The organism is Janthinobacterium lividum (genome assembly GCF_011601275.1).
Taxonomy (GTDB): domain Bacteria; phylum Pseudomonadota; class Gammaproteobacteria; order Burkholderiales; family Burkholderiaceae_D; genus Janthinobacterium; species Janthinobacterium lividum_E.
Map to the genome: position 1 here is coordinate 519,330 of NZ_JAAOLY010000001.1, position 12,532 is coordinate 531,861.

At 64.4% G+C, this 12,532-nt stretch carries 10 protein-coding genes; 7 read left to right on the forward strand and 3 right to left on the reverse strand.

The window, feature by feature from the left end:
- Positions 1 to 36 precede the first annotated feature (36 nt).
- Positions 37 to 1,332, forward strand: coding sequence for an L-rhamnose catabolism isomerase (gene rhaI / locus GYK42_RS02410; RefSeq protein WP_166446164.1), 1,296 nt, complete (start codon positions 37 to 39; stop codon positions 1,330 to 1,332).
- Between the two features lie 218 nt (positions 1,333 to 1,550).
- On the forward strand, positions 1,551 to 2,564 hold the full coding sequence (locus GYK42_RS02415; protein ID WP_166446165.1) for a bile acid:sodium symporter family protein: 1,014 nt from the start codon (positions 1,551 to 1,553) through the stop codon (positions 2,562 to 2,564).
- Positions 2,565 to 2,567: 3 nt separating this feature from the next.
- On the opposite strand, the gene GYK42_RS02420 is transcribed toward GYK42_RS02415, so the two are convergent.
- Positions 2,568 to 3,986, reverse strand: coding sequence for a UdgX family uracil-DNA binding protein (locus GYK42_RS02420; RefSeq protein WP_166446166.1), 1,419 nt, complete (start codon positions 3,984 to 3,986; stop codon positions 2,568 to 2,570).
- Complete coding sequence (locus tag GYK42_RS02425) at positions 3,983 to 5,215, reverse strand: putative DNA modification/repair radical SAM protein (RefSeq protein ID WP_166446167.1); 1,233 nt, start codon at positions 5,213 to 5,215, stop codon at positions 3,983 to 3,985. The genes GYK42_RS02420 and GYK42_RS02425 overlap by 4 nt, the downstream gene beginning before the upstream one ends.
- Positions 5,216 to 5,352: 137 nt before the next feature.
- On the opposite strand from GYK42_RS02425, the gene modA reads away from it, so the two are divergent.
- Genes modA through GYK42_RS02445 form a run of 4 tightly spaced genes read left to right on the forward strand, consistent with a single transcriptional unit; the run spans position 5,353 to position 8,337 of the window.
- The gene (gene modA / locus GYK42_RS02430) at positions 5,353 to 6,123 is read left to right on the forward strand and encodes a molybdate ABC transporter substrate-binding protein (protein ID WP_166446168.1); all 771 of its coding nucleotides are present in this window, start codon (positions 5,353 to 5,355) and stop codon (positions 6,121 to 6,123) included.
- A gap of 15 nt (positions 6,124 to 6,138) precedes the next feature.
- A complete protein-coding gene (modB, locus tag GYK42_RS02435) occupies positions 6,139 to 6,816 on the forward strand; it encodes a molybdate ABC transporter permease subunit (RefSeq protein ID WP_166446169.1) in 678 nt (225 codons plus the stop codon).
- Between the two features lie 11 nt (positions 6,817 to 6,827).
- A complete protein-coding gene (locus GYK42_RS02440) occupies positions 6,828 to 7,529 on the forward strand; it encodes a sulfate/molybdate ABC transporter ATP-binding protein (RefSeq protein WP_166446170.1) in 702 nt (233 codons plus the stop codon).
- Positions 7,530 to 7,569: 40 nt separating this feature from the next.
- Positions 7,570 to 8,337, forward strand: a complete 768-nt coding sequence (locus GYK42_RS02445; RefSeq protein WP_166446253.1) for a TOBE domain-containing protein — start codon at positions 7,570 to 7,572, stop codon at positions 8,335 to 8,337.
- A gap of 114 nt (positions 8,338 to 8,451) precedes the next feature.
- On the opposite strand, the gene GYK42_RS02450 is transcribed toward GYK42_RS02445, so the two are convergent.
- Positions 8,452 to 11,532 carry a response regulator gene (locus GYK42_RS02450; protein WP_166446171.1) on the reverse strand — a complete coding sequence of 1,027 codons (3,081 nt, stop codon included), beginning with the start codon at positions 11,530 to 11,532 and terminating at the stop codon, positions 8,452 to 8,454.
- 239 nt (positions 11,533 to 11,771) lie between these two features.
- Here GYK42_RS02450 and fnr point away from each other — a divergent pair, with 239 nt between their 5' ends.
- Positions 11,772 to 12,530 carry a fumarate/nitrate reduction transcriptional regulator Fnr gene (gene fnr / locus GYK42_RS02455; RefSeq protein WP_058050073.1) on the forward strand — a complete coding sequence of 253 codons (759 nt, stop codon included), beginning with the start codon at positions 11,772 to 11,774 and terminating at the stop codon, positions 12,528 to 12,530.
- Positions 12,531 to 12,532 lie beyond the last annotated feature (2 nt).

Here is a 12,532-nt window from a genome sequence, read left to right on the forward strand (position 1 = left end):
CCGGTCCATGCGCCGCGCCGCACCCAAGGAGACAAGATGAGTACCATGATCGACAGCGGCCTGGTGGCCGAACACAATGCCAAGCTGCAAGGTAACCTGGACGCCGACTACGCGGCGCTGGCCGGCGTACTGGAACGGCGCGGCCAGGATATTGAAAAACTGACGGCGCTGGCGCAGACCTTCGCCGTGGCCGTGCCAAGCTGGGGCGCCGGCACCGGCGGCACGCGCTTTGCACGTTTTCCTGGCGTGGGCGAGCCGCGCAATGTGTTTGAAAAGCTCGAAGACTGCGCCGTGATCAACCAGCTGACGCAGGCCACGCCCGCCGTCTCGCTGCATTTCCCTTGGGATAAGGTCAGCGATACGGCCGCCCTGCGCGAAATCGCGCAAGGCCATGGCCTGGGCTTTGACGCCGTCAATTCGAACACCTTCCAGGATCAATTGGGCCAGGCGCATACCTATAAGCACGGCAGTTTGACGTCGCAAAGCGCGGCCGTGCGCGCGCAGGCGGTCAAACACAATATCGAGTGTATAGCACTGGGCCGCGCGCTAGGCTCGAAAGCGCTGACGGTGTGGGTCGGCGACGGCGCCAACTTCCCCGGCCAGCACAATCTGCGCGGCGCGCTGGAACGTTACCTCGACAGCATGCGCGACATCTACGGCGCCCTGCCCGCCGACTGGAACATCTTTATCGAGCATAAACTGTTCGAGCCAGCCTTCTACGCCACCACCATTGCCGACTGGGGCACCAGCTTTGCCTGCGCCAGCGCGCTGGGGCCGAAAGCCCAATGCCTGGTCGACCTGGGCCACCATGCGCCCAACACGAACATTGAAATGATCGTCGCGCGCCTGGCGCAGTTCGGCAAGCTGGGCGGCTTCCATTTCAACGACAGCAAGTATGGCGACGATGACCTCGATTCGGGCAGCATCAATCCGTTCCAGCTGTTCCTGGTGTTCAACGAACTGGCCGACGCGGCCGAGCGCGAAGGCAGCACTTTCAATCCTGCCTACATGCTGGACCAGTCGCACAATGTGACTGACCCCATCGAAAGCCTGATGAGCAGCGCGGTTGAGGTGCAGCGCGCCTTTATTCAGTCGGCCCTGGTCGACCGCGCCGGCCTGCGCCAGCTGCAGGAAAGCAATGACGTGCATGCGTCGGCGCAAGCCTTGAAGCAGGCTTTCCGCACGGACGTGAGCGCGATTCTGGCCATGGCGCGTTTGCGCTCGGGCGGCGCGATCGATCCGGTGGAGTGCTATCGCACGACGGGCTACCGCGAGCAGCGCGGCGTGGCGCGGCCGCCCAAGGCAGGCGCGAGCAGCAGTGGCATCGTGTAGCACCTGACAGTAGCGACTGCGCGTCGCCATTGGCGGCCTGCGATGCGCACTGTGCTGTAGCACAGTTGCGCTTCCTGGCCACAACTCGTTGCCGCTCGCTAGGGTTCTGTCAGGCTCTGAGTGGAAGCAGGTAGAATAGCCAGCAATGGCGCCGTTCCCGGCGCTTTTTGTCATCCCCGGCACAGTGTTGCAAGGCTGCGCCGCTACCAGGCTACCGCATGTCTTCTTTTTCTCCCGCCGCCCTGCTGCGCAATCTGAAACCCGATAATTTCACCATCGCTCTGCTCGTCACCGTGGCGCTGGCCACTTTCCTGCCTTGCACGGGCCAGACGGCCGTGGTCTTCGGCAGCATCACCACGGTCGCCATCGGCGCCCTGTTCTTCCTGCATGGCGCCAAGCTGTCGCGCGAAGCCGTGGTGGCCGGCGCCATGCACTGGCGCTTGCACTTGCTGGTGCTGGCCAGCACCTTTGTCCTGTTTCCGCTGCTGGGCCTGGCCCTGCGTCCGCTGGCGCTGACGTTTCTCACGCCGGACCTGTACATGGGCATCTTGTTCCTGTGCGCGCTGCCGTCCACCGTGCAATCGTCGATCGCCATGACGGCGATGGCGCGCGGCAACGTGCCGGCCGCCATCTGCAGCGCCTCGGCCTCGAACTTCATCGGCATCTTCCTCGCCCCCATCCTCGTGGGCTTGCTGGTAGCCAAGGGCGCGGAAAGCAAGTCGTCGGTCGATGCCGTGCTGTCCATCGTCATGCAGCTGCTGTTGCCATTCCTGGCCGGCCAGTTCCTGCGCCGCTGGATCGGCCGCTGGGTCGACCGCCATAAAGCCACCCTGAAATACGTCGACCAAGGTTCGATCTTGCTGGTGGTCTACACGGCCTTCAGCGAAGCCGTCAGCGAAGGCTTGTGGCATACGATTTCGGTGGAAACCCTGGTCGCGCTGGGCCTGATCAGCCTGCTGCTGCTGGCGCTGGTGCTGGGCATCTCGACCTTTGTCAGCCGCCGCCTGGGCTTCAACAAGGAAGATGAAATCGCCATCGTCTTTTGCGCCTCGAAGAAAAGCCTGGCCAGCGGCGTGCCGATGGCCAAGGTGCTGTTTTCAACCCGTTCGCTGGGCATGGTGATCTTGCCGCTGATGCTGTTCCACCAGATTCAGCTGATGATCTGCGCCGTGATCGCGCAACGTTATGCGCGGCGCGATGAGGGGCAGGATGTGCCGGCGACGACGCTGTGATGGCTACCCTGCCCTAGGCCCCAACAGCAGTGCCTGCCGCAGGCCGTCCACGATCACCGCGTAAGCCTGCCGCCGACTCCCCTCATCAGGCGCGCGCAGCACGTATGACGGGTGATACACGGTAATCACCGAGCGTCCCGCCTGCTGGATAGTCGTGCCGATCAGCGGCGTCATGCTTGCCGCGCCATCCTGCAGCACGGATTTTAATGCCGTGCTGCCCAGCGCCACGATCACCTGCGGCTGGACACGCTTGATCTCTTCTTCCAGCCAGCCATGGCAGGCCGCAATCTCGCGCTGGGCCGGGGTCTTGTGCAGGCGGCGCTTGCCGCGCGGTTCCCACTTGAAATGCTTGACGGCGTTGGTCAGATAGATGCTGTCGCGCGCCATGCCCGCTTCCTGCATGGCTTGCTCGAGCAGGGCACCGGCCGGGCCCACAAACGGCAAGCCCGCCAGGTCTTCCTGGTCGCCCGGCTGCTCGCCCACGAGCATGATGCGGGCTTGAGCCGGCCCGGCGCCGGGAACGGCTTGCGTGGCGTGTTGCCACAGTTCGCAGCGGCGGCACTGGTCCAGGCTGGTCGCTACCTCGCGCGTGGGCTGGGCGCGCTCGGCGGCAATCGGGATCATGGCCGCGCCGCTGCGCTGGCCCACGCTGGCCGTCTGGCCTGTGCGGCGTTCGCCGTTGGCGCCGCCGCTGAGCATGGCGGGCACGATGGCGCCTTCCGGCAGATTTTTCCAGAAACGCGAGGGGATATGGCTGCGCAGCAAATCCGCATTCACGCGCGCGGGGTTGAAGATGCTGCGGTAGTAGGTCAGCCACAGCGCTTCGCCGGCATCGTCGATGTCGGCCGCGCCGCTCAGCAGGGCCGGGCCCGCGTGCAAGGTCGTGCCATCCCACAGCATGCTGGCGGCGGGCGTGGCGATCATCCAGCTGGTCGATCCCATGCGGCGGGCAAAGTGGCGCGCCACTTGCGGCAGCACCTCGTGCACGGGTTCGAACCAGGCGACAAAACGGGGTGCCCCTTCCGCATCGCTGCGCTCGCGAAAGCGCACATACGCATGCATGTCGTGCTCTTCGCGGTGCACGGCCTTGACCATGGCGTGCAGGCGCGCGCCGTCCGCGTCGGCCGGCGACATCACGTCGTGCTGGCCCAGCTGCCAGCGCCACAGCACCTGGTACAAAAAGGCCCAGCGGTCAGGCACGTTGAAGCAGGCGGCGGCCTGCAGCAGTTCCACCAGGGGACGCGGCAGACGCAGCCGTGGCGCGCTGGTATCCGTGGCATCCGGCGTGGCGGAAAACAGGTCGCCCTCACCGGGCTGCGACTGCCAGGCCACATCGGCAGGTGCTACGCCGCGCGCGATCAGTTCCCTTGCGGCAGCGCGCCACTCATCGAACGACTGCGCCCGTCGCACCACCGTACTCATGCGGCCTGCAGCTCCGGCCACAGATTCATCTGCTGAGGTGCCTCCGCCATGGCCCGGCGCAGATGTTCGGAGGCGGTCGTGTCGCGCGCGGGAAAGTAGTCGGCCGTGATGATGAACGGGGCGATTTTCTTCATGCTGCAGCGCAGGCGCGACAGATCGGCGTAGCGCACCTGCCGCAGCCTTCGCAGGTCGACGATGCGCTGGGCATTGCGCAGGCCGATGCCGGGCACGCGGGCGATCATGTGCTGCGCGGCGCGGTTCAAGTCGAGCGGAAAATATTCGCGGTGCGCCAGCGCCCACGCTAGTTTCGGATCGATATCGAGCGCCAGGTTGCCGCCCGTGGCGGGCAGCAGTTCGCTGGCCTGGAAACCATAGCTGCGCAGCAGGAAGTCGGCCTGGTACAGCCTGTGTTCGCGCAACATCGGTGGTGGCGCCAGCGGCACGCTTTTCGGGCTGTCGGGGATCGGGCTGAAGGCCGAGTAGTACACGCGCTTGAGTTTATAACTGCCGTACAAGGTCTCGGCCGTGGAGAGGATCTGCTGGTCGTCGCTGGCGTCGGCGCCGACGATCATCTGCGTGCTTTGCCCGGCGGGCGCGAAACGCGGCGAGCGCGGTTCTTCCGCCTTCTCGTCGAGCTTGCGGCGAATGGAAGCCATCGCCAGTTTGATCGTATGCACGCTCTTTTCCGGCGCCAGCTTTTGTACGCTGTCCTGTGTCGGCAGTTCGATATTGACGCTGAGCCGGTCGGCATAGCGGCCCGCCTGCGCGATCAGGGCGGGATCGGCGTCGGGAATGGTTTTCAAATGGATGTAGCCGCGGAACTGGTGCACCTCGCGCAACTCGCGCGCCACCTGCACCAATTGTTCCATCGTGTAGTCGGCTGACCGGATGATGCCGGAACTGAGGAACAGGCCGTCGATGTAGTTGCGCAGGTAAAAGTCGCTCGTCAGCTTGACCACCTCGGCCACCGTAAAGCGCGCGCGCGGCACGTTCGAGCTGCGCCGGTTGACGCAGTACTGGCAGTCGTACAGGCAGTAATTGGTCAGCAATACCTTCAGCAGCGAGACGCAGCGCCCGTCCGGCGTGTAGCTGTGGCAAATGCCCATGCCCGAGGTGGCGCCGAAGCCGTCCTTGCCGATGGAATCGCGCTTGGGCGCGCCGCTGCTGGCGCAGGACGCGTCGTACTTGGCCGCGTCGGCCAGGATTTCCAGCTTGTCCGTCAATTCCATGGCTCATCTCGATATACTGTGTTTATATACAGTATATCAGGGAATCAGCATTGCGCTGGCTTGACCTGTGCGATGGCAGAACGCTATATATCGGTGTATATTACGGTCCTGGTTCTCTTCTCATCAAGGATACGCTCATGCGCCTCACATTGCGCCTCACCTCTCTCGCCCGCCTGCTTGGCACCGCTCTTCTTGCCTCCGCCGCGACTTCCGCCCTTGCCGGCGAAGTGGTGGTGTCGGCCGCGGCCAGCCTGACGAATGCGTTCAAGGAGGCGGCGCAGGGCTATGAGGCGCAGTATCCGGGCAGCAAGGTGTCCTTGAATTTTGCCGCCTCGGGCGTGCTGCTGCAACAGATCGTCAAGGGCGCGCCCGTGGACGTGTTTGCCTCGGCCGACCAGGAAACCATGGATGCGGCGCAAAAGCAGGGCCTCGTCTTGCCGGCCGAGCGCATGGACTTCGTTGGCAACAGCCTGGTGCTGATCGTGCCGCACGACAGCAAGCTGGGCATCAGGAGCTTGAGCGACCTGACGCACAAGGACGTGACCCGCGTGGCGATCGCCAATCCGGCCAGCGTGCCCGTCGGCCGCTATTCGGAAGGCGCGCTGAAGAAGGCCAAGCTGTGGGACGCCGTGCAGCCTAAAGCCATCGGCACGCAGAACGTGCGTCAGTCGCTCGATTACGTGGCGCGCGGCGAAGTCGATGCGGGTTTTGTCTACGCCACCGATGCGGCCATCATGAAAGACAAGGTCAACGTCGTGCTCGACGTGCCGTTGGACGCGCCCGTGCTGTACCCGATCGCCACCATCAAGGGCAGCGGCAATGGGGCCGAAGCGAAGCGCTTCGTCAGCTATTTGCAGACGGCGCCGGCGCAAGCCATCCTCGCCAAGTACGGTTTCAAGAAACCATAAAGCAAACGACTGCGCATGGATATCGCCTGGACCGCGCTGGCCCTGTCGCTCAAAGTGGCGGCATGGGCCACGGCGCTCAATCTGCTGCTCGGCATCGGTACGGGCTATCTGCTGGCGCGCACGCGTTTTCCCGGGCGCGAGTTGCTCGACGCCCTGTTGACCCTGCCGATGGTGATGCCGCCCACCGTGCTCGGTTATTATTTGCTGGTGCTGCTGGGGCGGCGCGGCACCCTGGGCATCTGGCTGCAGGACAACTTCGGTATCAACCTCATCTTTACGTGGCAGGGCGCCGTGATCGCTTCGACCGTGGTCGCCTTCCCCCTCGTCTTCAAGCCGGCACGCGCCGCCTTCGAGGCCGTCGACGGCCAACTCGAGCAGGCGGCCCGCGTGCTGGGCATTTCGGAGATGGCGATTTTCTTCCGCGTCACGTTGCCGCTGGCCTGGCGCGGCATCCTCGCTGGCGTATTGCTGGGATTCGTGCGCGCGCTGGGCGAATTCGGCGCCACCCTGATGGTGGCCGGCAGCATCCCCGGCAAGACCCAGACCCTGTCGGTGGCCGTGTATGAAGCCGTGCAGGCGGGCCAGGACGACGTGGCCAATACGCTGGTCGTGATCATCTCATTTGTCTGCATCGTGGTGCTGCTGTCGGCTGGCCGCCTGGCGCCCGGGCGCGTCGCGCACAAAGGACGCTGAGGATGACGCCCATGCAACTCGACCTCGACATCCGCGCCACCTTGCGCTCCGGCAAACGCCGCTTCGACCTGCAGGTGCAATGTACGTCAGGCAGCCAGCGCATCGCCATGTATGGCCCGTCCGGCGCCGGCAAGAGCATGACCCTGAAAGCCATTGCCGGCCTCTTCACGCCTGACGAAGGCCATATCCGCCTGAACGGGCGCACCCTGTTCGATTCGGCCGCCGGCATCAATTTGCCGCCGCAGCAGCGCAATGTTGCCTACCTGTTCCAGGATTACGCGCTGTTCCCGCACCTGACGGTGCGCCAGAACGTGGGCTTTGGCCTGAGCCGCGGCTGGTTCAATCCGCACGCGCGCGAAAAATTGCAGAAAGTCGAGCATTGGCTAGCCGCCTTCCACTTGCAGGAACTGGCGCACCAGTTCCCCGACGAGTTGTCCGGAGGCCAGCGCCAGCGGGTGGCGCTGGCGAGGGCGCTCGTGGCCGAGCCGAGCGCACTGCTGCTCGACGAGCCGTTTGCCGCCCTCGATCCGGCCCTGCGTGTCAAAATGCGGCTGGAACTGAGCCAGTGGCAGCAGCGCCTGGACGTGCCCATGATCCTGATCACGCACGATCCGGAAGATGCGCGCATCCTGGGCGAGCACGTGCTGTACTTGCGCGACGGACAGATCGATAACAGGGAAGACCACATGGCATTGGGTGAACGCATTGGATAAATCAGCGGCAGCGGGAATCGGCCTGGAAGGCTCGGTATGGATGACGGTGGGCGGAGAAAACCTGGGCGGCGCCGGCCGGGTGGAATTGCTGGGCGCCATCGCCGAGTGCGGCTCCATCACGCAGGCGGCCAAGCTCGTCAAGATGAGCTACAAGGCGGCGTGGGACGCCATCGACGCGATGAACAACCTGGCCGGCGAACCGCTGGTCGAGCGCCTGACGGGCGGCAAGGGCGGCGGCGGCACGCGGCTGACGCAACGTGGGCGCCAGCTGGTCGACAATTTCCGCATCATCGAGCGCGAGCATGCACGCTACCTGCGCCAGCTGGGCAGCCAGGCCGAAGGCATCGCCGACGATCTTTTACTCATACGGAGAATGGCCATGAAAACCACGGCACGCAATCAATTCCTGGGCAAGGTGGCCGAACTGAAACAGGGCGCCGTCAACGATGAAGTCACCCTGGAATTGCCCGGTGGCCAGCACATCGTGGCCATCGTCACGCAGGGCAGCAGCGCCAGCCTGGGCCTGGTGCCGGGCGCGGAAGCGTTTGCGCTGATCAAGGCCTCGTCGATCATCCTCGTGGCCGACAGCGCAGGCGCGCGCTTTTCCGCGCGCAACCAGCTGGCCGGCACGGTTACGCGCGTGCAGACGGGCGCCGTCAACACGGAAGTGGTGCTGGACTTGCCGCGCGGCGGCACCATCGCCGCCATCATCACCAATCAGAGCAGCACCGACCTGGGCATCGCCATCGGCAGCAGCGTGACGGCGATGTTCAAGGCGTCCAGCGTGATCCTGGGTGTGCCCGCGTAAGCCAAAAGCCGTAGGTCGGATTAGCGCCTGCGCGTAATCCGACATGATCCGCCAACAATGTTGTCGGATTACGCGGCGTGCCGCCGCTAATCCGACCTACGCAAGGTAGCAAACTTAATCCTTCAACCGCGACAACCAGTCGGCCGCCGCCGCCAGCGCCTGCTCCAGCTCCTGCGCCGTGTGCGCCAGCAGCGCCGGCACCTCGTCCAGGCGGCCAGCGTCGATGGCTTCCTCGGTGGCGAACGCGGCGCGGATCAGGCGTTTCGTGCCCAGGGTGCCCACGGAGCCGCGCACGCTGTGCAGGATGCGCGCCACGTCGCTGTGGCGGCCTGAGTGCAACGCCGTTTCGGCGTCGCGCACGGGCGTCATGCCCTTGTTCAGCGCGTCTTCCACCATGCGCCGCAGCACGCCGCGCCCCTTCGCGTCGCGGCCCATCACGCGCATCAGCGGCGCCATGGAAAACACTTCCTCATCGGCGACGCGCGCCGGCTCGGCCGCCTGCACTGGCGGGCGTTTGGGCAGGTGGCGCAGGATGACTTCCATCATCTCTTCCACCACCACGGGCTTGGCGATGAAGTCGCTGATGCCGGCCGTCATGCAACGCTCGCGCTCGGACGCCAGCACGCCGGCCGTCATGGCGATCACGGGCAGGCTCAAGCGCAGTTCCGTGCGGATGATGTGGGTGGCGCTGAAGCCATCCATGACGGGCATCTGCATGTCCATCAGCACGATGTCGTAGCGCAGCGCTTCCGTACGCAGCCGTTCCACGGCTTGCAAGCCGTCGCCCACGACGTCCAGGGTGGCGCCCATGTGTTCGAGGATGCCGCGCGCCACGGCCTGGTTCAAATGATTGTCTTCCACCAGCAGGAAATGCACGCCCGCCAGTTCCGTGCCCAGCGGCTGGTGCAGGATGCGCTGCTCGCCGCCGTCATTCTTGGCGATCAGCGCCTGATGCAGGGCGTCGAACAGGCTCGATCCCGTGATCGGCTTCATCAGCACGACGTCGGCCTCGGCCGCGCTGGAGATTTCCTCGAGGTGGTTGCGGGCGAAGGCGTTGACCATCACCACGATGGGCTGGCGCTGGCCGCTGGCCGCCTGACGGATGGCCTTGGCCGTGGCCAGGCCGTCCATGACGGGCATGTGCCAGTCGGCCAGCACCACGTCGTACGGTTGCTGCTGCGCCAGGCGTTCGCGGTACAGTTCGATGGCGGCAAAGCCGGAGTCCACTTCGTCGGCCAGCCAGCCCCACGCCTCGATCAGCTTGACGATCAGTTCGCGCGTGGTGCGGTTGTCGTCGGCCACCAGCAGGCGCAGCTGGCCCAGGGCCGGCGTGCGCCGCGTTTCGGCCGGCTGCGCCAGCATCTCGAAGGGCACGCTGAACCAGAAGCGGCTGCCCTTGCCTTCGCTGCTGGTGACGGCGATTTCGCCGCCCATCATGTGGATCAGCTGCTTGCTGATGGCCAGGCCCAGGCCCGTGCCGCCGAAGCGCCGCGTGATGCTTTGGTCGCCCTGTGAAAACGCGGAAAACAGCTGCTGTTGCTGCAGTTCCGTCATGCCGATGCCCGTGTCGCGCACTTCGAAGCGCAGCCAGGCGCGGCCGCTCTCGCTCTTGCTCTCGGCCAGGCTGACAGCCACCACCACTTCGCCGCTCTCGGTAAATTTGATGGCGTTGCCGGCCAGGTTGACGAGAATTTGCTGCAGGCGCTGGGCGTCGCCCACGAGGCGCCGCGGCACGTCGGGCTCGACGGCGATGGCCAGTTCCAGCTCCTTTTCGCCCGCATTCATCGTCATCGTCGTGGCCAGGGTATTCATGACTTCGTCAAGGTCGAATTCGACGGGCGACAATTCCATGCGGCGCGCCTCGATCTTCGAATAGTCGAGCACGTCGTTGAGGATGCCCAGCAGCGACTGGCCCGCCACTCTGACCATGGTCAGGTACTTGCGCTGTTCCGTGTCGAGCCTGGTATTGCCCAGCAAATACACCATGCCCAGCACCGCATTGAGGGGCGTGCGGATTTCATGGCTCATGTTGGCCACGAAATCGCTTTTCGCGCGGTTGGCCGCCTCGGCCCGGTCGCGCTCCTGTTCCAGCTCCGCCGCGCGCGATTCGAGTTCCTGCTGCAGGCGGTCGCGTTCGCTCATCAGGCCGTTGAACGCTTCCGTCAGTTCGCCGATCTCGTCGCGCTGCTGCACCGGCACGGGGGTGAAGCGGCTGCCGCTGGTGCGCAGGGCCAGCAGGGTGTCGCGCAGGCGCACCAGTGGAGACAGCAGGCGCACGGTGACCCAGCCCAGCACGGCTGCGGCCAGCAGCGAAGCGAGGATGCTCCACAGCACCAGCCGGTACAGCACGCCATCGAACGGCTCAAAGGCGTCCGCGACGGGCAGCGAGGTGGCCAGCAGCCAGTTCACCGATTTCAGGCGCTTGAAGCTGTTGACGGCCGTGATGCCGCGGCTGTTGGTGCTGACCATGCTGCCTTCGCCATCTTCCTTCAGCAACTGGGTGGTCGTCAGGTTGGCATTCGGCTGGCGCGGCTGCAGCAAACGGCTGGTATCGGGATGCAGCACGTAGCGCGGCACGGCGCCGCGCGTAAGGATGAAGTAATAGCCGCTCTTGCCGATCTTTTCCGAGCGCAGGCGCCCCAGCAGGTTGTCCTTGTACAGGCGCAGCACGCCGATCACCACGCCGGCCACCTGGCCATCGGCGGCCAGCACGGGCGCCACCATCTGCACGATGGGCATGCCGCTCGATTTGCCGAGCATCGGTTCGGTGATCATGGGCTGGCGCGTGCGCAGGACGGTCTGGAAATACTCGCGCTCGGCAACATTGATGCCGGCGCGCCCCGTCACTTCCGGCATGTCGGCCACGACGGCACCCTGCGCGTCGAGCACCAGCACATCGTCGAACAGCACCAGCATCGAGCGGCGCGAATAGTATTCGCGCAATTGGGCGGGCTGGGCGATCAATTCCGGCGGCTGCTGCCTGGCCGTCAGGGTGACGATCTGCAGCAGCATGCCCAGCTTGTCGTCGAGCTCGGCAGCGGTGCGGCTGATCAGGGATGACTGCTGGCTCAGCAGTACTCGCGTGAAGTCGTCGCGCATGTGCTGCACCTGGATCATGGTGACCAGCGCGATCATGGCGATCGAGGTCAGGCTGGTGGCCAGCGCGACTTTTGCTTTGATGCCGAGAGGCTTCATGATTTCCTTTTCAGTACCGGGAGGCACAGGCGGCAGATAATGCTGTCAGGAATTTTCCTATCAATACCCCAGCTTGGCAAGCGCCGCCGCGCAAATGGCCCTTCCCGCATGGGCTTTTGACGATGTTGCCATATAATTAAAGTCGGAACGTCGTTTATTCGCCGAAATTGCGGTGAAATTGGCACACGGCAACCCTGTATGCAGTAAACTTGTTGTTGCATTTTCTAAAAGGTACTGACATGACTGAAGCGCTCCTCACTCCAACCTTGCCCACAGTGAACGTGGAAGCGTTGCGTGCGCGATGCTCGACCTGCAGCATGCATCAATTGTGCCTGCCGATGGGCCTCGATATGGGCGACATGGACAGGCTGGACCAGATCATCGGCCGCCGCCGCAAGGTCGTGCGCGGCGCCTCGCTGTTCCGCATCGGCGACTCGTTCCAGAACCTGTACGCGATCCGCCTGGGGCACTTCAAGACGTACCAGATCAATCCCGGCGGCGAAGAGCAGGTGACGGGTTTTCAGATGGCCGGCGAACTGCTGGGCATGGACGCCATCAGCGCCGACCGCCACCACTGTAATGCGGTGGCGCTGGAAGACAGCGAAGTGTGTGAAATCCCGTTTTCCAGCCTGGAACAATTGCTGGGTAATATGCCGACCCTGCTCCGTCATTTTCACCGCATGATGAGCCAGGAAATCACGCGCGAGCAAAGCGTGATGCTGTTGCTGGGCAATATGCAGGCGACGCAGCGCTTTGCCGCCTTTATCGTCAACCTGGCGTCGCGCTATGAAGCGCGCGGCTATTCGGGCAGCAATTTCCAGCTGCGCATGTCGCGCGAGGAAATCGGCAACTACCTGGGCCTGACCATCGAAAGCGTCAGCCGCCTGCTGTCGAAATTCAAGAAGGAAGGCTGGCTGCGCGTGTCGAACCGCGAGATCGAGATCTTGCAGCCTGCCAAATTGAAGGCCATTACGGCAGGCACGGACGTCTGTAAATAAGG